The following is a 22,517-nucleotide window of genomic DNA, read 5'->3' as shown; positions in this document are numbered from 1 at the left end:
ACATGTTCAAAACCGGGACTAATTTGGATACAGGAGTGAGGATAAAGTCTTATACGTTCGTATTTACCTTCGCGATTAAGGTCGTTTGAACTATGTATGAAATGAAGAATTATAACGATATAAAGAAGTATAGGTATTTTTGTGGACCCGATCCATTGGGTGCTGTTACTATAATGAATTGTTCAGGGGGAATACCGATTTGAGAATCCATATTATGAACCTGCAAGACGGAGACCGTCTGACTGCAGATACATTCAGCGATGCAGGATTACACGTTCTCGGGAAGGGGACTGTAATTAAAAGTGAGGATATCTCCTTGCTCATGCAGCACCGTGTAGATTATGTAGATATTGAATCACGCGAAGAGGAAATTACTGAGGCCGAGTTTTTTGCTGCAGCGGCAAAGCATGCTTCCGGGTTAACCACAAGCGCCAAGGAAGAGCCGCCTGAAGAAGAGATGAAGTCCCAATTTATTCAGACAGTACATAATTATCAAAATGCTTTTCTCGAAGCTCTGACCGTTGGCAAGTTCAACGCGACCATGGTGGATGATGCACTGCAACCGATGGTTGAGGGACTGGATGAGCAGAAAGATGTGGTTCATCTCCTGATGATGCTGGAGCGGGATGACGTGAATAACTATACACATTCAATCCAGGTAGGATTGTTGTCCTTCTACCTCGCGAACTGGCTTGGGTATTCTCAGAAGGAAAGTTATCAGATTAGTCGTGGTGGCTATCTGCATGACATCGGAAAGTGCAAAGTATCCCACCGGATCCGTAACAAGACAGAACCGTTGACGGCTGATGAGCAGCTTGAAATGCAACGTCATACGATCTATGGCCATGATATTATCAAAAATTCCATGACGGATGAAGCGACGGCATTGGTTGCCCTGCAGCATCACGAGCGGGAAGATGGTTCCGGTTATCCGATGCAATTAAAAAAAGAAGAGATTCATCCCTACACCCAGATTGTATCTGTAGCCGATATCTATATTGGCATGAGATCCGGGAATCACGGAGGCAGCAATCCGAACCTGATCAACAACCTTAGAGATATCTATGGTATGGGATTTGGTAAATTGAACGAAAAGCCGGTTCAGGCATTAATGCAACATTTGCTTCCTAATTTCATTGGGAAACAGGTTCTGCTCAGCAACGGAGAAAAAGGTGTTATTGTCATGAACAATACATCTGATATTTTCAAACCGCTCATCAAAGTAGAGTCTGAGGAATATCGTGATCTCTCCAAAGAGCGTACACTTGCCATTGATGAATTACTTATTTGATCTAAATATTATCTGTATTCCTTACTTATATTGAGAACGGGCCTCCTGCACTAAGACAGGGGACCCGTTTTTTGTTGCATCATCCATGATGTGTTGTTCAAGCAAAAAAGCAGGCGTATACTTTGCAAAGATCATATTTTTCCTATGGGAGCGATTGCCATGATTGAAGTAACAACCGAGATTACGATACATGCCTCGATTGAACGGTGCTTCGACGCTGCCCGGGACATTGATGTACATACTCAGACCGTCTGGAAACATACGAGAGAGCGAGCAGTCGCAGGAGTAACAACAGGAAGAATTGGAGCAGGGGATACAGTTACATTTCAGGCTACTCATTTTGGTGTCAGACAGAAGCTGAAGTCCCGTATTGTGCAGTTTGAACGACCTTTCCTCTTTGTGGATCAGATGGAGAAAGGGGCTTTCAAGAGTATGCGACATGAACATCATTTCAGCGTAATTGGAGATCAGATGACTTTCATGAGAGATACACTTCGATTCGAAGCTCCACTTGGATTGCTGGGATGGGCAACCGAACGACTTGTGTTAAAGAGATACATGAAGGCATTTCTGGAGAGCCGCAATCGTAAGCTCAAAGAGATGCTTGAACAGCATCCAGATTGATTGGATAAGGGAGAGGTGATTTTTGATGGATAATGAATACTTTGTAGGTTGGGGGACACTTGCCTTGATAAATGCCGGACTGGCTCAGGGAAAAAACAGAAGTGGTCGGAACTGGTTTCTGATTTCCCTGTTGTTTGGTCCGTTAGCAACCCTTTTTATAGTTGTCTGGAATAAGTTGGACTAATTCCGATGCATATAACGATCGATCATCCAGAACAGAAGGGCCGCTGCACTAACACCAGCACCTAACCAGCATACAGCTGTCCACCCCGCCCATGCATATACCTGTGTAGAGGCAATCGAGCCGGTCGCACTGCCGATGGAATAAAAGATCATATAAGCTGCCGTCAGGCGGCTCTGTGCTTCAGGACGAACTTCGTAGATCAGGGTCTGGTTGGTCACATGTATTGCTTGAACGGCGAGATCGAGAAGGATAACACCCAGGATCAGGAACCATAGAGATTGATGGACATAACCGATGGGCAGCCAGGACAAGAGTAGAATGACAAGAGAGATACCCGTTGTTTTTTGCCCAAGGCCCCGATCAGCGAGCTTACCTGCACGGGCAGCAGCCAGTGCTCCAGCCGCTCCTGCGAGACCGAATGCACCTATGACCGTATGAGACAGGGACAGTGGAGGGCTACTTAGTGGCAGAACCATGGAAGTCCATAAGATGCTGAAGGCTGTAAAAATGAGCATGGCCAGTACACCGCGTACTCGTAATACAGGCAACTCACGGTACAGTAGCAAGACAGATCTGAGTAATTGGAAGTAACTTTGTTTCATTCGTTGGGGTTGCTGCCTTGGGAGAACAAGGAAAAGGGCAAGAATGCCGAGTAAGGTAAGACTGGCAGAGAAGAGATATACCGATCTCCAGCCGAGCCAATCGTTCAGCGTACCTGCAACAGTTCGTGCAAGTAAAATGCCGATGACGATTCCGCTGGTTACCTGTCCGACAATGCGGCCACGTTCTGAAGGGGCTGCCAAGTATGCAGCAAAGGCAACCAATGTTTGCGTAATGACGGCTAATAAACCAACGACCGCCATCCCCATGAACAACAGGGAACTGGACTGTGCGGTTCCTACAATAACCAGTGCAAGCACGGATAAGAGCATTTGAATAATGATCAGCTTGCGGCGGTTCAAGAGGTCACCAAGTGGAACGAGAAGAAACAGCCCCAGGGCATAACATATTTGAGTTACTGTAATGACAATGCCTATGGAGGATGGAGAGATGCCGAATTCCTGGGCGATGGAGTCCAACAAAGGCTGAGCATAATAGATATTGGCCACCGCGAGTCCGCTGCACACGGCAAAGAGTAGAGCAACTAACTGTGACATGGCAGGACGATCTTTGTTGGATAACTGTGCATTTGGAGAAGAAGTTTGCATAAATGGTTTTCCCTTTCTATTTTGTACCGATTGGTATGATATGTTTCCGCATAACCATACTTTATTTGCTTGAACTCTGTCAACAGAGATTTAGGGGAGTTTGAAAATTCGTTAATGTTACTTTGTAGCTGAAAATATTTACTACTCTGTTAATTAGCTTTGACTTCTTACTTGAGATGAGATTACAATATAATAAATACTGATCGATACATAAAGAGGTGGATTGTATGGTTAGACAACGGGAATTTGATACGGATAAAGCACTTGATGCAGCGATGCATACGTTTTGGGATAAGGGGTTCGAAGCGGCATCGTTGAGTGATTTGACGACTGCAATGGGCATCCAACGCCCCAGTCTATATGCAGCCTTTGGGGATAAAAAGGAATTATTCGAAACAGCGCTACGACGGTATACTACTCAGCATGCGGCTCAAGTCAGAGCCAGACTTCAACAGGGCACCTCCGTGCGAGAAGCCTTTCGTGGACTGTTTGAACATATTGGAGCAGAGGGAAGTGTGACCGAGCCCAGTCACGGCTGTTTTTGCATTAATACGATGGTTGAACTGGCTCCGCATGATCCCAAATTCGCTGTTCTTACACGTGAGCATCAGATGTATCTGGGTGTTCTTTTCAAGGAAACGATAGAACGAGGGCAACAGAGCGGGGAGTTGTCTACTGACATGAACGCGAATGCGGTCGCACAGTCTCTAGTTGTATCCATGATTGGATTAACTGTATTGATGAAATCGGGGCCTGAGCGTTTGTTTGTAGAGCAGAGCATCCAGGTTACGCTGTCTTTGCTGAATTAATAGGGGAATGATCCTGTTTAAAGTGATGCAGAGTAATTCACTAAACGAAGGTTATGGAAGTTGCACCCCTTCTCTTATCTGTGTCTGATGGCATTGGGCAGGCTAAGCCGAAGTTGCTACAATATATATATTGAACTTAACATTTACACAAACGGAGAGGACAGAAATAAGCTGAGGAAGCGGAGCTAAAAGCTATCTGAAAGAAAGCTACATCGGAAGCATATGCCTCGCCTTTATCCCCGGAATTTCCCTCTAGAAAATGAAATGAAAAAAATCTGGGGATAACAGCGATCAGAGGGTTGTTCTGTCATTGGAGTAACTAGTGTAAATATTCTTTAGTTTAATTTATTTGGTTAAGAATGGAGCAGATATAGGAGGAGATCAGGAATGGATACGAAGTTGCGCTGTGCCGTTTTGGATGATTATCAGAACGTCGCTCTGACGTCAGCGGACTGGAGTCCGTTGATGGATCGGGTAGAGATTCAGACATTCAATAACTATATGGGCTCAGAAGAAAAAGTCATTCAGGAATTGCAGGATTTCGATATGGTGATCCTCATGCGGGAACGTACTCCGTTTCCGGAGAAGGTCATTTCTCAGCTTCCCCGGCTGAAACTTCTGATTACAAGTGGTATGCACAATGCGTCCATAGACCTCTGGGCTGCAGAGCAGCATGGAGTCATTGTGTGTGGAACGGAGGGAAGCTCCAATCCGCCAACAGAACTTACCTGGGCTCTTATTCTGGGACTGTCCAGACAGCTGGTAACGGAAAATAATGCACTTCGCTCCAATCGAAACTGGCAGAGCACTGTAGGCTTTGATCTGCATGGAAGAACACTAGGATTGCTCGGTTTGGGCAAAATAGGTACCCGTATGGCTGAGATTGCACAAGCATTCGGCATGAATGTGATAGCCTGGAGCGAGAATCTGACACCAGAAAAAGCCGAAAAACATGGTGTGATCTGGTCCGAGACCAAGGAGCAACTCCTTGCACAGAGCGATATCATATCCATTCATCTGGTATTAAGTGATCGTACGCGGAATCTGATCGGACAAGCCGAATTTCAACAAATGAAATCTAGTGCCCTATTCATCAATACGTCACGAGCGGGCATTGTCGATCAGGAAGCTATGGTGGAGGCATTGCAGATTGGTGTGATTGCTGGCGCAGGTCTGGATGTATATGAGCAGGAACCGCTACCGGTTAACCATGTGATGCGAACATTGCCCAACGTCCTGGCAACACCGCATCTGGGTTATGTGACTCGTGGCAATTATGAGATCTATTATAACCACACCGTAGAAAATATAGAGATGTTTCTGAAGGGAACACCGATCAGGCAACTGCTCCCTTAGATAAACGTGTGCTGAATAACGACTCGCCTATAAGTGATATGAACTCAACAACAAATAAGGTGTTGCCCAGGAAAGGATTATCCCTGAGCAACACCTTTTTAGTGTATCCGTATAGAGAAGAACTGCAGAGATTGCGACAGCCGTAGCTGTAAAGTATTCCATCCTACTCACCAAGTTTACTTGTGTGGTCCTGGGGAAGAAGAACGGATCGTGGTAACACTTGATTCACGAACAATTAAGCGCGGTTCAAATTGAATGTGTTCGTAATCACTCGTGCTCATTTCCCGAATTCGTTTTAACAACAGCTCAGTAGCGAGCCTGGCGACTTCCTCCCCCATGATGGACACAGAACTAATCTGTGGAGACGAGACAGTGGTCCATTGATTATTATCCACGCCTACCACAGCCACATCCTCGGGTACACGAATCCCTAACTCCTTGAAGCGATTAACCAACCCGATGGCGACCATGTCATTAATGGCATAGACTGCATCTGGCATATGCGTTAGTCCGTAGAAATAATCTGCAGCATTGGCACCGGTATTCAAGGAAAAGTCCTCACCGAAGTAAACGAGCGAGATGTCCACGTGGCCTACGGCTTGCTCATATGCACGGAAGCGTTCTTCAATAATGTCCTTCGGTGCTCCGGCATATGCGATTCGAGTCCGGCCGATTTTGAACAGATGTTCCATCACCAATTTGCCTTCAGGTTGAGACAGAGAGACGATATCTGCCTTCATGCCCGGTTCCAGTTTCTTCCCGTAATTAATCATGGAGATGGGAAGAGGGGCTTTATCAATCAGCCCGGGCAACGTTTTGGGATACGCCAGAGGCATGAAGATCAGTCCATCCACATGCAGTTTTTTCACATTACGAATGGTTTCCAGCTCGGTTCGAGCATTGCCGGCCGTATTGATCTGCACAACATGGTATCCATGCTGCTTCGCGGTTTGCTCCACTGACCAGGAGATTTCCGGAATGATGGCGTTACGTATGTCGGGTACAACGAGTGCGATCTGGTGCGTTTGCCGAATTTTCAGACTCTGAGCGGAGGTGTTGGGTACAAACCCAAGTTCTTCAATAGCCTGCATCACCTTATCTCGCGTTTTACTGCTAATGCCTTCTGAATTATTAATAGCCCGGGATACGGTAGCGATGCCCACGCCAGCACGTTCGGCCACGTCCTTGATCGTAAGTTTCTGATCTTTACTCAATGTATGGTTACCTCACTTAATCGGAAACGATTCCGGATTTTTGGGATATGTATGAATTCGCTGATAAATATATAACTTGATTATAACATTTGAGCAATGAAGTATCTCGCGTAAGGAGCAGATTCATGTTGGAGCCTATTGAGTTAAACATTAGTATTCTATATTAAGCTCGATATGATCACGAAATAGACATATTAGTGGAGAAATATGTTTGACAGCGTATCTAAAATGTGACATATTTAATTTACGGAAACGTTTCCGATTATATCACAAATTATGATCTGGGAGATGAAATGAATGAAAGCATTACGTTGGCATGGAGTCAAAGATTTACGTCTCGAAAATATTAATGAACCTCAGCCTGAAGAAGGAAAGGTCAAAATAAAAGTGGAATGGTGCGGTATCTGCGGTAGTGATTTGCACGAGTACACAGCAGGTCCAATCTTCATTCCCGCTCAAGCACCGCATCCGCTAACAGGGGAACAAGCGCCTATAGTTATGGGGCATGAATTCTCAGGACAGGTGGTTGAAGTAGGGGAAGGTGTTACACGTTTCAAGGCGGGCGATCGTGTTGTGGTAGAACCCATCTATGCATGTGGACACTGCGAAGCTTGTAAACAGGGCAGATACAATCTGTGCGATCAGATGGGTTTCCTTGGACTCGCTGGAGGCGGAGGAGGATTCTCCGAGTATGTAACTGCTGCAGAAAACATGGTACATGCCATTCCGGATTCAATCTCGTATGAGCAAGGTGCGTTGGTTGAACCTTCAGCTGTAGCACTTCACGCTGTGCGCCAAAGCAAGCTGAAAGTGGGAGATACGGCAGCCGTGTTTGGCGCAGGCCCAATTGGACTACTGGTCATCGAAGCGCTTAAAGCTTCGGGAGCGTCGGATATTTATGTGGTGGAGTTATCGGATGAACGGAAAGCAAAAGCTGAAGAGCTCGGTGCCATTGTGATTGATCCAATGCATTTTAATGTCGTGGAAGAGATCCATCAACGTACACAAGGTGGCGTTAACGTAGCCTATGAAGTGACCGGTGTTCCACGTGTTCTGCAACAAGCCATCGATTCGACACGTATTGGTGGAGAGTTGATGATCGTCAGTATTTTTGAACAGGAAGCGCCGATTCACCCGAACTCAATTGTCATGAAAGAACGTACAGTTAATGGCATTATTGGTTATCGCGATGTGTTCCCGGCGGTTATCAGTCTGATGGATAAAGGTTTCTTCCCGGCTGACAAGCTGGTGACCAAACGAATATCGTTGGATGAAGTGGTAGAGCATGGATTTGAAGCACTGTTGAAAGAGAAAAATCAGGTTAAGATTTTGGTAAAAGCTGAATAGAAATCACAGATAGTATGAACAAGTAGACAGCACATCAACCGACGTGATTGTCTACTTTTTTTGTATAAATAGGGCGGAATTTGTTGCATGTGCGGGTCGAATTACATAGTATAAAAAGATACAAATTGTATCATCTTGGTGTGAAGGTAATGATGATGAAAAAATGAAGGAGGAAGCGGACATGCAGAGACATACAAAATGGACAGCCGTAATTTTGACCATTGTTGCAGGAATGAGCTGGATGCTTATGGGGAACTCCAAGCCGAAAAACACCACCTCAACGAATCAACCCCCTGCGACGGAACGTGGGCTTGCCAAGGTGTCGAATGCACCGATCAGTTCAGCGGATGTAACAACGAAGATCGAACTGCTAGGCAGACCATTTACCAAAACACCATATGCTAATAACGTCTGGGACATGCAACTGTACAACGGCAAAATATATTTGGGCCACGGAAATAGCAGCAATCTGGGCGTAGCGCAGAATTCAGGCCCTATTCCAGTCATTTATTATGATACGGCGAATGCGAAATTCAAGACCCAGTCGGTGACTAACAGCAACCCGGGCATCTTGCCATCGACGAAGATGTATGTGGATGAGGAACAGATTGATATTTACAGAGTACTAAACGACAAGTTATATATTCCTGGCAATGATTCTGATAGTGAACAGTGGGAATTGGGCAACTTCTATCGTCTGGATGGAGAGGTGTGGACCAAATATCGCAATCTGCCGCTAGGTGTACACGTATACGATTTGGCTTCTTATCAGGGCAAGATGTTTGCCGCGCTGGGTACGGATTCCAAACCAACCATATTAATCTCTCATAACGAAGGTGAGACTTGGCAGAAATATGCGACCATTAATACGTTCGGCTTCCGGGCTTATACGATGTTCCAACTCAATGGAAAATTGTATGCTTCTGGCATGATGTATCCAGCCAATAAAATATGGAATGACAAAACCAATATCCTGGAGATTAACGAAAAGCTTGAGAAACGGGATGTTGTCATCTATGGTAGCAAAATGCTGCCAGGACTCACTTATCAAAAGGGTACGATTCCTTATAATAAAATAGGTAAAAATGTTAACTTCAATAACAAGTTGCTCTATATAGCGGGAGGCGTGTTCAATGATGGGCAGCTGCTGCCCAAATCCTTGAATGTCATGACTGACATTAATCAGGCAAGGCGAGTTATTCTTCCAGATGCCAAGGCTCTTCCTACGGATGTGTTGCTACGGGACGGCAAGGTGTATGTACTCACGTACACACGTCAAAGTGCCAATCTGTACATCAACCGGGTCTACCAATCAACGGATCTGACAACATGGAATGAGATTCTGCGCTTCAATCAAGATACGTATGCCAAGTCATTCGAAGAGAATGAAGGTGACTTCTACTTTGGTCTCGGTACAGACCCTGATGTGCTGTCTACTTCGTCAGGAAAATTACTTCGAGTGAACCGCAGTGATATCCCGATGAATGCTAATTAAATTGGAAGGAAGATTATGGATTATATACTATGCCACATCCACATTATTGGTGACCGGGAAAACATCTGAAGATGTAGTAGAGTGTGGGAAGACTGCTTCGGCAGCGTGCTCAAACAGAGACTGCCACAAGGTAGCTCTCTTTTTTGTCAATAAAATAAGTTTGAACGCCCAACTTCGAAAATTTGAAAATAAAATTAAGAGGCTATAAAATAGATAGAGAAATAACGTTAACCAGACAGCTGGATTACATCTGTTACTTTATACAAAAGCGTGTCGCATTTCGTGTAAATGCGGAGTTTCATACTTCCAATTGCAAAGGAGCAATATACCATGAACGTACCTTCAGCATTATTTAAACCCTTCACCTCGGACAAGCTAACATTGTCTAACCGAATCGTTATGGCACCCATGACACGAGGATTTTCACCAGAGGGCGTACCTGGACCAGAAGTTGTGGAATATTATCGCCGCAGAGCAGCAGGTGGAGTGGGACTTATCATTACGGAAGGTACAGGCATTAATCATCCGTCTTCGGTTAGTGGTGGGAGTATTCCATTGTTCCATGGTGAAGATTCTCTGCAAGGATGGGCTAACGTAGTGAAAGCAGTACATGAAGCGGGTGGCAAAATCATGCCACAATTGTGGCATGTGGGTACAGCGCGTCGTTCCGGCGACTTGCCTAATGCAGAAGCTGAGCCGGTAAGTCCGTCAGGTGTTAGCATGGCAGGTGAACCATCACGTGAACCATTAACGGAAGATGAGATTCAAGGTCTTGTTCAGGCCTTTGCCCAAGCGGTAGCAGATGCACAGCGAATCGGGTTTGATGGAATTGAGCTGCACGGAGCCCATGGATACCTGATTGACCAATTCTTCTGGGGGCAGACGAATCGACGGACGGACAAGTATGGTGGTGATTTGGTAAAGCGAACCCAATTTGCGGTTGAAGTGATTGAAGCTTGTCGTGCGGCAGTTGGTCCTGATTTTCCAATTGTGCTCCGGTTCTCCCAATGGAAGATGGGGAATTATGAAGCACGTCTGGTGGAGACGCCAGAACAATTGGAGGAATTCTTGGCGCCACTCAGTGCTGCTGGCGTAGATATATTCCATTGCTCTACACGCCGGTTCTGGCTACCGGAATTCGAAGGTTCCGAGCTGAACCTTGCCGGTTGGACGCAAAAAATAACGGGTAAACCAGCTATTTCGGTTGGATCGGTAGGTCTTGAAGCTGAATTTGTGGATAGAGCAACCGAGAACCAGGGAACAGGGGATGCCCATCTGGATCTATTGAATGAGAAGCTGGAGAATAATGAATTTGACTTGATTGCTTTGGGCCGCGTTCTGCTCAGTGATCCCGAATGGCCTGCCAAAGTTCGTGAAGGTCGTTCATCCGAAATCATTCCGTTTACAACTGAAGTGTTGAAAACACTCCGTTAATAGAAGAATAAGAACGTTTGGCGAAAGATGACCCAACCCTGAACGGCAACAATTTACAAAGAAAAATGAAACGAAAACGAACAAATGAGCCGCCTTTGGGCGGCTTTTTAATCTACCTATACTAATAATTTCAACATATGAAAAATTCACAACAGAAAAATATTTCGTGCACCGTTACTCCTTTCCATTGCCCCCATACATCGCACTCGCGCCGAGTCACAACAACATTAGGTTCCACATCGCAGTTCCCAAAGCAACCATTTTTTTCGCTGTAACTATATCTGCACTACGATTTAATTTCATACATGACTCATTTTGAAAATCCATCACCTTATGATAAGGTTATGCCTGAACCCATGGGTTGCCAAGACGACATTACATAAGGAGGATGAATATCCTTGCACAACTATAGGGACAACTCGAACAATAAACGAAGAATACCACTGCAGGTGCTGTGTCTTCTACTGGGAATCGTTCTGCTTTTATCCGCATGCGGCCAAGCTCAGAAACCTTCCTCCGCAACGGACTCGAATACCGGATCAAACACTGGCTCTAGCACAGGACAATCATCTTCATCGCCGGAGCAGAATACCGTTCCACCAAAGGAAGAAATACCAGAAGAACCCGATCCGGTGCAGGAACAGCTCAGTTCATTAACGTTAGAAGAGAAGATTGGGCAGATGATACTGGCCGGTGTTCAAGGGACAACGCTGGACGATCAGGCCAAACAGATGATTACAGAACAAAAAGTAGGGGGCATTATATTTTATGCCAATAATGTAACGACACTTGAGGGAACAGCCAAGTTTGTGCGATCCATTAAGGAAGCGAATCAGTCGAACCCGGTACCGATCTTCATGAGCGTAGATCAGGAGGGTGGTAAAGTCAGCCGTATGCCCGAAACGGTAGAGTCCATTCCTTCCAATGGAAAGGTAGGGCGGACGAAAGATAGCGCGCTTGCTAAAACGATGGGCGAATTGCTGGCCAGACAAGTTCAGCTTGTGGGCTTTAATGTGGACTTTGCTCCTGTGCTGGATGTGAACAGTAACCCGAAGAACCCGGTGATCGGAGATCGTTCATTCGGCAGCTCGGCAGAACTGGTGTCACGGATGGGGATTGCTGAGATGAAAGGTCTGCGAAGTGAAGGCATTATTCCGGTAGTGAAACATTTTCCGGGTCATGGTGATACGTCCGTGGACTCCCATCTTGATCTGCCTGTCGTGAACAAAACGGAAAAACAACTGTCCGAGCTGGAATGGATTCCATTCCAAGCCGCAGTGAAAGAGCAAGTGGAGGCGGTCATGGTTGCACACATTTTGTTCCCGAAGCTGGACCCGGATCATCCGGCATCCTTATCCGATGTCATTATTGATGAACATTTGCGTGGGAAGTTCAATTATGATGGTGTGGTCATCACAGATGACCTGAGTATGGGAGCCATCGCGAAGAACTTTAAGTTGGACGAAGCTGCTATAGCAACTGTTAAAGCAGGAAGTGACATTCTGTTGGTCGCTCACAGTTATGAGAGTGCCAAGACGATTTTTGATACACTCCGGAGTGCGGTGAAGTCAGGTGAGATCTCTGAGTCTCGAATTGATGAAAGTGTACGTCGTATCCTGACATTGAAGCAACAATACAAGTTATCGGATGATCAGAAAGCTTCCGGAGACCTGAAACAATTAAATGCAGATATTGTGGATTGGCGTAAGCAAATCGATGCTCGATAATCAATCCTGTGATATGATTTTGGCAGAGGTGAGACTCAACCATGTATACCATTATGATTATAGAGGACGATCCCAAGATTGCGGGATTATTGAAATCTCATATTGAGCGTTATGGAGACAGGGCCGTTCTGGCCGAGGATTTTGAGCGGATTGTACAGCAGTTTGAGCAGGTACAGCCGCATGTGGTGCTGCTGGATATCAATTTGCCCAGCTACGATGGTTTCTATTGGTGCCGCCAGATTCGTACACTGTCTACATGCCCAATTCTGTTTATATCCGCGCGGAGTGGAAAGATGGATCAGGTCATGGCTCTGGAGAATGGGGCGGATGATTATATCACGAAGCCATTTGAGCATGAGATTGTTATAGCCAAAATTCGTAGTCAGCTGCGCAGGGTATATGGGGATTACGCTGCACGTGACGAAGAACGCAAGGTGGAACTGGACGGCTTGGTCGTGTACTTGGAAAGACTGGAGATTCAGCTCGGTGATCGCAAAGTGCAGCTGACGAAGAAGGAAACCATTCTACTGGAAACGTTACTGCGCCGCAGTCCCAAGCTGGTGAGCAGAGAGACAATCTTGGAGAAGCTGTGGGATGACTCTTTTGTGGATGACAACACACTCAGCGTTAACGTTACTCGGGTGCGTAAGCGATTAGCCGAGCTTGGCATTACCGATGCACTGGAAACGGTCAGAGGTTCGGGTTATCGACTGAACAATAACTGGAAAGCCGCTTCTCCATCATGAGATTGTTTATACGAGAACATGTCGCTTTAACTTGTTGGGTTGTTGCCATCTTGTTCACCGTTGTTGCGGTGTTCTGGTATGACGGTTACAACGATTGGATCACGGCTGGTTATGCCGTAGCGCTGGGATTATTTTTGTACGTTGGATATTTGGTGTATCGTTATTATTCACATCGTTCTTTTTATGCCCGGATGTCACGATCGATGGATTCGCTGAAGGAGTTTGTACCATTGAACGAAACAAGTCCTTTATCACTGGCGCTGGAGAAGCTGCTGGATTCACAATACGGACAGTATCATGCTCATCTGCATCGGCTGGAACAGCGGCAGCAAGAATATCTAACGTTCATGAACCAGTGGGTACATCAGATGAAGACACCATTATCCGTCATTGAGTTGACCGTGGAAGATCAGGAGGATGACGATCCTCGGCTCATAAGCATTCGGGAGGAAGCGGACCAGATGAGACGAGGTTTGGAGACTGTGTTGTATGTGGCGCGGTTGGATACCTTCGAACAGGATTTTAGTGTTGAACCTGTGATACTGAAGACCGCTGGAGAAGAAGCGATCCATGAACTGAAGCGATTCTTCATCCGCAATCACGTCTATCCAGAGATGCATATAGAACCTTCGCTGGTTGTGCAATCCGATGCCAAGTGGATACGTTTCGTCCTGGTGCAGTTACTGTCCAATGCAATCAAATACTCCGCAGGCAGCGGGCAAAAGATCCATATGCGTGCGTATGAAGCGGAACGCTCCATCATGCTGGAAGTGCAGGATCAAGGTATCGGTATTCCGAAGTCTGATCTGAATCGGGTATTCCAGCCTTTCTTCACCGGGGAGAACGGGCGGCATTTCAAGGAGTCCACAGGCATGGGGCTGTATATTGCAAAAGAAGTATTGACGCGAATGAATCATCGGATCGATCTTGAATCCGTGTACGGTGAAGGAACGACCGTCCGAATTACATTCAACTCCTGAGAGGCAGGTTGAGGATAAGATTGGACGTGAGCTGTGTATTTTTGTTGAAGAAGTGTGAGTGGAGTATGATTTACAGTGTAAGTGTAAGTATAGACGTCTATTGCCTGGTCGGGGCAGAGACGTCTTTTTTGGTTACCATGATGTAACCTTACAACATTGTCATGTTGATGAAAGGTTAAACCATAGGAGAATGGCCGAAACTTCGATAGACTGTAGTCAGAAGATCACAGGAAAGGCTACGCGCAATACGCATGCACACAGCATGAATGTAACTTGATTTTGAATTCATACATCACTAAGGAGTTGTAACCATGGAGATTTGTTCTGTGAAACAGATCAGTAAAATCTACAAAGGCATCGTATCTTATGAAGCGTTATCAGGTATTGACCTCAGTATTCAGGAAGGTGAGTTTGTTGGCATCATGGGACCATCGGGTAGTGGCAAAACAACGCTGCTGAACATGATCTCAACCATTGATCATCCAACATCAGGAGAACTTCGGATTGCAGGGAAGAATCCGTTTGAATTGGATCAGGACGAACTCGCGCTGTTCCGGCGCAAAGAGCTTGGTTTCGTTTTTCAATCGTTCAATCTGTTAAATACACTGACAGTCAAGGAAAACATTGTGCTGCCACTGACTCTTGACGGCGTTTCGCTAGCAGAGATGAACACACGTGTGGAACAACTGGCAAGCAAGCTGGGGATCGAGGGTATTCTGAACAAACGGACATATGAGATATCAGGAGGACAGGCACAGCGTACGGCCATAGCCAGAGCGCTTATCCATTCCCCGAAGTTGATTCTTGCCGATGAGCCAACAGGCAACCTGGATTCGAAGGCGGCAAGAGATGTCATGGAGATTCTCGAAACACGCAATCAGGAGGATCAGGCTACGATGCTGCTGGTCACTCATGATGCAGTAGCTGCAAGTTATTGCAGTCGGGTTGTCTTTATCAAGGATGGCAAACTGTATAATGAAATTCACTACGGCGATAATCGTGCAGCTTTTTACCAGAAGATTATTAATGTATTATCCCTAATGGGAGGGTCAGGACATGAATTTTCGCCAGTTCGCCATTAATAACGTTGTTCGCAACAAACGAATTTATCTGGCTCATTTTCTGAGCAGTACATTTTCCGTTATGATCTTTTTTACTTACGCATTGCTCCTGTTCCATCCTGATCTGAAAGCGGGGTTAAAGGGATCAAGTGGTACGGTTACGTTGCTTGCGAATCAGGGGTTTATGATTGCAGAGATCATTATATTCATCTTTTCATTCCTGTTCCTGCTCTATTCCGTTGGTTCATTCCTGAAGACGCGCAAGAAGGAATTTGGTATTTTCCTGATCATTGGTATGACACGTAAACAGATGAACAGGCTCCTGTTTATGGAGAACATGTGTATCGGGTTAGCTTCCATTATTACCGGTATCGGACTTGGGATTATTTTCGGGAAATTAATCCTGCTGATCTGTGGCTCCATGCTGGCTGTTGAGAACAGCCTACGATTCTATTTTCCGCTAAAAGGCATTGCCCTGACGGCTGGTGCATTTCTGCTCCTGTTTGTTGTTATCGCAATGTCATCATCCTTGCTCATCCGCAAAGGAACTCTCATTGACCTTGTGAAATCAGAGGAAAAACCGAAACCGGAACCCAAAGCATCACGTCTGCTCGCCTTGTTATCAGTATTGTTGATTGGCGGGGGCTATGCAGGAGTATTCACTTTTGTATGGATAAGCTTCTCGTTTCCGTTATTACTCGCAAGTGTCGTGGTCGTTATTGCAGGTACGTACTTTCTGTTCACACAGCTCAGTGTATACATCATTCGGGCACTCAAAAGAAATCCAAGGTTGTTTTTCCGTAAAACCAATCTGCTCTTCCTATCGGAACTTACCTATCGAATGAAAGATAACGCGATCATGTTTTTCATGGTAAGTATCATCTCGGCTTCTTCATTCACAGGAATTGGCACCATGCTCGCGATTGCTGACCCGGGGTTGTCGTCGATGTCGAATCCGTACGCATTCAGTTATATGAATTCATGGGATACTCCCCAGTCAGAGCGACATATTCGGCAGATTGAAGAAACGTTGATTGATCATGAAGTTCCCTACGTGAAGGGCAGTTATGCTCCTATATTTGAAAATAACAATGGGAATATTATCAAGCTAAGTGATTATAACCGTCTGGCGAAGGCACTTGGGTATGAAGAACGCACGTTGAAACAGGTCGATGAGTCATTTATGACACCAAGCAATTTGGCGGTTCGTAAGAAGTACCGTGATCAGGCCGAACAAGGATTCTCAGGGACGGAGGTCAATCTGGAGATTGATAATCGGTCGGAACAGATTCGGCTAGTGACACCTGGTACCGATATTGTGATTCCTTTTCAAAATGAAATTAATCTCTACGTCGTAACCGACGAATTGTTTGAGAAGTTGAGACCAGCGTATAACCAGGAAGTGGGGATGCCTGAAGATTTCTATTCCAACCGTACGACTCAATTTGTGGTAAAAGATTGGATGAGTACACGCAGCTTCGCTCCTGAACTAATCGAATCCATTCAAAAGGATCAATCCGATCGAGGTTATTTCGAGATCAGCGCGCTTGTGGTGGACTGGCTTAATTCCAAACAAACGAACGGGATCATTCTGATCTTGAGCGGTCTGATTGGCATTGTTTTCTTCACCTTTGCAGCAAGCTTCACGTATTTCAGACTCTACGCAGATCTAGAACGGGATGAAGCGCAGTATCGCATGATTGGCAAAATGGGACTGAGTCGTCCCGAACTCCGCAAGATCGTAACAAGGCAGCTATTGCTTATGTTCTTCCTGCCTATTCTGGTGGCGGTCATCCACAGTTCGGTTGCCTTTGTAGCGTTGCAGCAACTGGTTGATTTCTCGGTCTTCGGATACAGCCTGCGAATTTTCTTGGTGTTTGCTTCCATGCAGATTTTGTATTTTGCACTCGTGCGCTGGAGGTATCTGCGTCACATGTATTCCAAATTAGTCTAAAATAGTATGGCCCAACAGACACCGGACTCATCGCTCGGTGTCTGTTGACTTTTCTATCCCTGGCACAGTACTATTTTATTGGATACATAATGTATCATTACATAGTTTCTCAAGCAGTTAGACGGATGGGGTTACAGAAATGTCAGGCTGATGCCTGAGAGGGAGGACATATCATGAGTATCACGATGTCTCGTGGACAGGCTTACATTCAACGTTTGAATGATGAGCGGAATGTATGGCTGAACGGAGAGCGTATCCAGGTAACCCGACATCAGGCCTTTCAGGGAACACTTCAAACCATAGAAGGATTGTTCAATCTGGTGGATGATCCGGAGACAAGGGAAACCGTGGCCTACTGGGACGAACAGACGGGAAGTTACGTGCATCGGTCCTTTCTTGTGCCTCGTTCCGTTCTTGACGTGAACAATAGGGCGGATGCTTTTCGGCTATGGGCCGATCGGACGTATGGGGTGATGAGCCGACTGTCTGATTATGCCCGATCCCGCCTGACAGGTTGGTACGCAACACGACATGAGATGAGAGCACATGACCCGGCATTTGCAGGTAAAATATCCGCTTATTTTGAACAAGCCAAACGAAAAGATGCATTCCTGACAATTGTTCAGCGGGACCCGCAGATTAATCGTTCCTTGCCTGTTGGCGAAGATGAGGATGCCATGCTGCGAATTGTCAAAAGTAATACAGAGGGCGTGGTCATTCGCGGGGCCAAAATGGTGGCAACAGCAGCGCCTTATGCGGATGATATCATTGCTTATCCCGTTCAACGAATTCCGGGCCATCGACCAGAGTTGGCCCATATGCTGATTGTAGCTGCAGACAGTCCGGGCTTACACATGATGTGTCGGGAATCTTTTGCGGCAAAAGATTCGGATCACTCTCATCCGCTAAGTGCGCAGTATGATGAGATGGATGCTGTTTTATTTTTTGACGATGTATTCGTACCCTGGGAACGTGTATTACTGCACAATAACCCTGAAGCCGTATGGCAGATTCGCTGCAATACAGCTTCAGCCAGTCTAGCCTATCATCAGAGCGTCATTCGATTACACTCGAAACTGGAGTTCATTACAGCCGTCACCACGGCCATTGCCAAGGAGATTGGGGTGAACTCTTTCCTGAATGTGCAGGAACAACTCGGAGAGATGATCAGTCAGATGCAAACCATCGAGGGACTGATTATTGCTGCTGAGGCGCAGTCCAAACCAGATACATTCGGCAACTGGCTGCCGGAATTCAAATATATTGAAACCGCACGTAATCTGGGCAATCGCTATTACCCCCGCGCGGTGGAGATTTTGAAGACAATTGCTGCGGGTGGTCTGATCCAGATTCCTTCAGGTACGTTTGAGATGAATGAAATGATGGGTTCCATGATAGGCAAATATCTTGGTGGAGTAACGATGCAAGCCGCGGAGAAGATTCGACTCTTTCAACTCGCATGGGAGCTGACCGGAAGTCCACTCGGAGCAAGGCATGATCTATATGAACGTTTCTACGCGGGTGATCCCGTGCGCAACCAGGCGAGCCAATATGTGCAATATGACAAGGAACGTTTATGGGGCAAAGTTGAACCGTGGCTTCGTACGGGTAAGAAATAACCTGATACGAATGGCCCGGATGAAGAATGAAAAGCCTGAATGAAGAAGGAAGACAGTCCTGATATAGTTCAAGCCTTGGCCTGCGCCAGGGCTCTATTTCTATTTATTTAGATTATCTTTAGAAATGATTTAGGTTGAATTAAGAGACGTAGTATATAGTAATAATGTAGAGATAGGCATAGAGTATAGGAAATGAGAGGAATAACATGAGATACACCGTATTAATTGCAGATGACGAACCAGAGATTGTTGAACTGCTTCAACTGTATCTGGAGAAGGACTATACCATTAAGACTGCAGTGAATGGAGCCGAGGCGCTGCAAACCATACGTTCAACACAGATTGATCTGGTCATACTGGACATCATGATGCCTGTAATGGATGGATTGCAGTTAATCAAACAGATCAGGGCGACACATCACATGCCTGTTCTGTTCTTATCCGCCAAAAGTCAGGATCACGATAAAATCCTTGGACTCGGACTTGGGGCAGACGATTATATAGCGAAGCCATTCAACCCGCTTGAGATTGTCGCCAGGGTAGAGGCGTTGCTCAGAAGAGTTAATCATTTTGATGCAACGGAGATCCCCGCAGCGAAAGAACAGAATCTGGTATTAGGCGATCTGACGCTGGATCGATCCCAATGTATCCTTTTTCGTTCAGGAAGTCCTGTAACATTAACCTCTACAGAGTATAAAATTATGGAATTGTTGCTCGATCAACCTGGCCGAGTGTTCACCCGTAAAAAAATATACGAAGCGGTCTGGGGCGACTATTATGCGCACGAGGACAGCACCATCATGGTACATATCAGCAACATTCGGGAGAAGATCGAGCGTGACTCCAGACAACCGGAATATCTCAAAACGATAAGGGGACTTGGATACAAAATTGAAGCGCCCATGGAAAGCTAGAGAAAAGCGACTGTTGCAGACATCCCTGACACTGGATTTCTTGCTGTTCAACTTCTTTTTGCTGTTACTGGTACTGATCGTGTACCTTATGGTATCTCTGGATGTCGTGGATTTCCGCATCTCGGATCAAGTGGTTGATCCGGATCTGAATGTCGAAGCCCATGTATATGTGGCAGAGCTGGAGAACGAATTTTACTCCGGTGGAGGTTCGGTGTCGCAAGACAAAGAAACAGAGATCCAACGTCTCAAGGACAGCGGCGGCTGGATTGAGATTCTGGATGCCAATCGCAACGTCATTCATCATGTGGGAGACAAGCAAGATGCGTTCACCCAATACAGTGAAGCCGATCTATATGCTGGATTGGAAAATCGAAGCGATCAGCCCTACTATTACTCCATCACTCCGTTTTCGACAGAAGGAGCGGCAGCCTATGTGTTGCTGAAGATCCCGCGTGATCTGGTCAGCATAAGAATTAATGATAACCAGTTGATTACCAATCTGAAGCATCCATTATCCTTTTACATTATGATTGGCATCGGTTTAGTGTTGTCATTGATCTTCGTATATAGCTATTGGGTCGCACGGAGAATCAAAAAGCCACTCAGTATTCTTTCCTCGGGTCTTACGCAGATGATCCAGGGAAATTATAGTACACGGATGTCGATTTCAGCCGAGAGAGAGTTTGTCCAGATTGGTGAGACCTTTAACTACATGGCGGACGTCATTGAGAATACCTCTGCGGAGAAACGTTACGCCGAAGAGAGCAAACAGCGACTGATTGTAGACTTATCACATGATCTGAAGACACCGATAACATCCATACAGGGATATGCGCAGGCATTGGTGGAAGGACGTGGAGAGGACAAGGACAGGCAGCAAAGATACCTGGGATACATCTATAACAAGTCCGTTCAAGTTGCACGCATGATACAGAATATGCTGGAGCTGCTCAAGGTGGATTCACCCGATTTCCGCATGCAGATTGAGAGAAGAGAGATTGGAGAATTCGTGCGCGAGATTATGGCAGATACCTATGGGGAGATTGAGCAGAAACAGTTTGTCCTTCATGTTCTTGTTCCTGATGAGGAGATCTACGCGAGGTATGATCCGGAGCTGCTATCCAGAGTCATTCAAAATCTGATTACCAATGCCCTATCTTACAATCCGCTCGGGACAGAACTGCGCGTGGAACTCATTCCGCTGGATACCCATGTGGTGATTGAAGTGGCAGATACCGGGGTGGGAATACCCCAAGAACTGTGGTCAACCATCTTTGATCCGTTTGTACGAGGGGATGAGGCACGGACAGCGACCGGAGGCACCGGTCTGGGATTGTCCATCGCACGTCGTAATACGGAGAAAATGGGCGGACGGCTGATCCTATCCCGGCGTGGGCGAGAGACCACCGTGTTTACCATTCAGATTCCGAATTAAATAAGAGAAGAAATGTCCATGTGGAGGGGAATATTTTGTTCAAAGTAAATACGTTTGTCCGGTTCAGTATTGCACTGGCCCTGATATTGGTTAATATCTATTTATTATCACGTGTGAGCTTCATCTTTCAGCCGCTCGTCACCATGATCACGGTCATTACCGTGCCGATGATGTTGTCCGTGTTCTTTTATTATCTGCTAAGACCGCTTGTGAATTACATGGAGAAAAAGAAAATAAATCGCACGCTAAGTATTTTGCTAATCTATCTGGTTATTGCTATTCTGGGAGTGTTCTTCATCATTGGCTTATGGCCATCGTTACGTGAGCAACTGATTAATCTGGTCGATAACGCGCCGAATCTAATCAATTCATTAAGTGAACAGCTGAGAGAGCTGGAGCAGAATGGTGCCATTCAAGCCTTGTTCCCTGAGGGGTCGACACCTTTCTCTCAGATCACGGAGTATATCAACAAAGGATTTAACTTTGTGACGAACTATGTCAGTGGATTTTTCTCGCTTGTTTCCAGTTTTGCGATCATCTTGTTTACCTTACCGATCCTTTTGTTCTATATGTTGTTACAAGGCGAGAAATTTGGTCGTACACTGGCACATATCGCTCCAAAACGTTTCCAAAATGACAGCCGCGAAGTCGTGCTTGAAATTGATCAGGCGCTGAGTGGTTTTATTGTGGGAAGAGTCTTGGTCAATCTGGCGCTGGGTGTATTGATGTATATCGGTTTCCTCATCATTGGACTGCCGTACGCATTACTGCTCACGGTAATCGCGGTCATCATGAACTTTGTTCCGTTTATCGGCGCGATTGTGTCGTCTGTGCCTATTGTGATCATGGGTCTCGTGGTATCGCCATCGGTTGCCATCTGGTCTCTGATTATTATTCTCGTCGCTCAGCAGATTCAGGACAACCTCGTAGCACCTTATGTATTCGGCAAAAAGCTGGATATTCACCCGCTCACAACCATCATTCTGGTGTTGGGTGCAGGGGACCTGGGTGGCATTATTGCCATACTGATTATTATCCCGGTCTATATGATCGTTAAAATTCTTTTGGTTCGAATCTATAACATGTTCTTCAAGGACAAATGGCAGAATGCATAGAATT

Annotated in this window: 18 protein-coding genes; 16 read left to right on the top strand and 2 right to left on the bottom strand. The window is 45.9% G+C overall.

All coding sequences use genetic code 11. From position 1 onward, the window contains the following. The first annotated feature begins 199 nt into the window (after window positions 1–199). Window positions 200–1,291, top strand: coding sequence for an HD-GYP domain-containing protein (locus FS628_RS01575; RefSeq protein WP_145318048.1), 1,092 nt, complete (start codon window positions 200–202; stop codon window positions 1,289–1,291). A gap of 159 nt (window positions 1,292–1,450) precedes the next feature. Further along, window positions 1,451–1,915 carry an SRPBCC family protein gene (locus FS628_RS01570; protein ID WP_145318045.1) on the top strand — a complete coding sequence of 155 codons (465 nt, stop codon included), beginning with the start codon at window positions 1,451–1,453 and terminating at the stop codon, window positions 1,913–1,915. 180 nt (window positions 1,916–2,095) lie between these two features. On the opposite strand, the gene FS628_RS01565 is transcribed toward FS628_RS01570, so the two are convergent. Then, window positions 2,096–3,307, bottom strand: a complete 1,212-nt coding sequence (locus FS628_RS01565; protein ID WP_145318042.1) for an MFS transporter — start codon at window positions 3,305–3,307, stop codon at window positions 2,096–2,098. 227 nt (window positions 3,308–3,534) lie between these two features. Between FS628_RS01565 and FS628_RS01560 the strand changes: the two genes are divergently transcribed. Both FS628_RS01560 and FS628_RS01555 read left to right on the top strand, forming a co-directional pair. After that, window positions 3,535–4,116, top strand: coding sequence for a TetR/AcrR family transcriptional regulator (locus tag FS628_RS01560; RefSeq protein ID WP_145318039.1), 582 nt, complete (start codon window positions 3,535–3,537; stop codon window positions 4,114–4,116). 387 nt (window positions 4,117–4,503) lie between these two features. Beyond that, the gene (locus FS628_RS01555) at window positions 4,504–5,472 is read left to right on the top strand and encodes a D-2-hydroxyacid dehydrogenase family protein (RefSeq protein ID WP_145318036.1); all 969 of its coding nucleotides are present in this window, start codon (window positions 4,504–4,506) and stop codon (window positions 5,470–5,472) included. Window positions 5,473–5,648: 176 nt separating this feature from the next. Here the strand turns inward: FS628_RS01555 and FS628_RS01550 are convergent, their stop codons facing one another. Then, the gene (locus FS628_RS01550; protein ID WP_145318033.1) at window positions 5,649–6,686 is read right to left on the bottom strand and encodes a LacI family DNA-binding transcriptional regulator; all 1,038 of its coding nucleotides are present in this window, start codon (window positions 6,684–6,686) and stop codon (window positions 5,649–5,651) included. Window positions 6,687–6,983: 297 nt separating this feature from the next. On the opposite strand from FS628_RS01550, the gene FS628_RS01545 reads away from it, so the two are divergent. From FS628_RS01545 to FS628_RS01490, 12 genes are all read left to right on the top strand, one after another. Continuing rightward, window positions 6,984–8,033 carry a 2,3-butanediol dehydrogenase gene (locus FS628_RS01545; RefSeq protein ID WP_145318030.1) on the top strand — a complete coding sequence of 350 codons (1,050 nt, stop codon included), beginning with the start codon at window positions 6,984–6,986 and terminating at the stop codon, window positions 8,031–8,033. Window positions 8,034–8,214: 181 nt separating this feature from the next. Further along, entirely contained in the window at window positions 8,215–9,528 is a 1,314-nt protein-coding gene (locus tag FS628_RS01540) for a hypothetical protein (RefSeq protein ID WP_145318027.1), read from the top strand. 330 nt (window positions 9,529–9,858) lie between these two features. Further along, a complete protein-coding gene (locus FS628_RS01535) occupies window positions 9,859–10,962 on the top strand; it encodes an NADH:flavin oxidoreductase (protein ID WP_145318024.1) in 1,104 nt (367 codons plus the stop codon). A gap of 398 nt (window positions 10,963–11,360) precedes the next feature. Next, on the top strand, window positions 11,361–12,689 hold the full coding sequence (gene nagZ / locus FS628_RS01530; protein ID WP_260870898.1) for a beta-N-acetylhexosaminidase: 1,329 nt from the start codon (window positions 11,361–11,363) through the stop codon (window positions 12,687–12,689). A 41-nt stretch (window positions 12,690–12,730) separates the two neighbouring features. Then, window positions 12,731–13,435 carry a response regulator transcription factor gene (locus tag FS628_RS01525; protein ID WP_145318021.1) on the top strand — a complete coding sequence of 235 codons (705 nt, stop codon included), beginning with the start codon at window positions 12,731–12,733 and terminating at the stop codon, window positions 13,433–13,435. Then, complete coding sequence (locus FS628_RS01520) at window positions 13,432–14,415, top strand: sensor histidine kinase (protein WP_145318018.1); 984 nt, start codon at window positions 13,432–13,434, stop codon at window positions 14,413–14,415. The genes FS628_RS01525 and FS628_RS01520 overlap by 4 nt, the downstream gene beginning before the upstream one ends. A 311-nt stretch (window positions 14,416–14,726) precedes the next feature. Further along, window positions 14,727–15,497 (top strand): ABC transporter ATP-binding protein, encoded by a 771-nt coding sequence (locus tag FS628_RS01515; RefSeq protein WP_145318016.1) that lies wholly within the window; start codon window positions 14,727–14,729, stop codon window positions 15,495–15,497. Next, window positions 15,472–17,430 carry an ABC transporter permease gene (locus tag FS628_RS01510; RefSeq protein ID WP_145318014.1) on the top strand — a complete coding sequence of 653 codons (1,959 nt, stop codon included), beginning with the start codon at window positions 15,472–15,474 and terminating at the stop codon, window positions 17,428–17,430. The genes FS628_RS01515 and FS628_RS01510 overlap by 26 nt, the downstream gene beginning before the upstream one ends. 173 nt (window positions 17,431–17,603) lie before the next feature. Beyond that, on the top strand, window positions 17,604–19,049 hold the full coding sequence (locus FS628_RS01505; RefSeq protein WP_145318011.1) for a 4-hydroxyphenylacetate 3-hydroxylase family protein: 1,446 nt from the start codon (window positions 17,604–17,606) through the stop codon (window positions 19,047–19,049). A 206-nt stretch (window positions 19,050–19,255) separates the two neighbouring features. Next, window positions 19,256–19,963 (top strand): response regulator transcription factor, encoded by a 708-nt coding sequence (locus tag FS628_RS01500; protein WP_145318008.1) that lies wholly within the window; start codon window positions 19,256–19,258, stop codon window positions 19,961–19,963. Next, window positions 19,929–21,398: a sensor histidine kinase gene (locus FS628_RS01495; protein WP_260870897.1), complete on the top strand. Its 1,470-nt coding sequence runs from the start codon at window positions 19,929–19,931 to the stop codon at window positions 21,396–21,398. The genes FS628_RS01500 and FS628_RS01495 overlap by 35 nt, the downstream gene beginning before the upstream one ends. 35 nt (window positions 21,399–21,433) lie before the next feature. Continuing rightward, window positions 21,434–22,513 carry an AI-2E family transporter gene (locus tag FS628_RS01490; RefSeq protein WP_145318002.1) on the top strand — a complete coding sequence of 360 codons (1,080 nt, stop codon included), beginning with the start codon at window positions 21,434–21,436 and terminating at the stop codon, window positions 22,511–22,513. Window positions 22,514–22,517: the final 4 nt, after the last annotated feature.

This window comes from Paenibacillus xylanexedens, from assembly GCF_007676705.1.
In the GTDB taxonomy this organism is placed as follows: Bacteria; Bacillota; Bacilli; order Paenibacillales; family Paenibacillaceae; genus Paenibacillus; species Paenibacillus xylanexedens_C.
The sequence above is the reverse complement of the archived record's forward strand: the minus strand, read 5'-3'. Positions and strand labels throughout refer to the sequence as shown.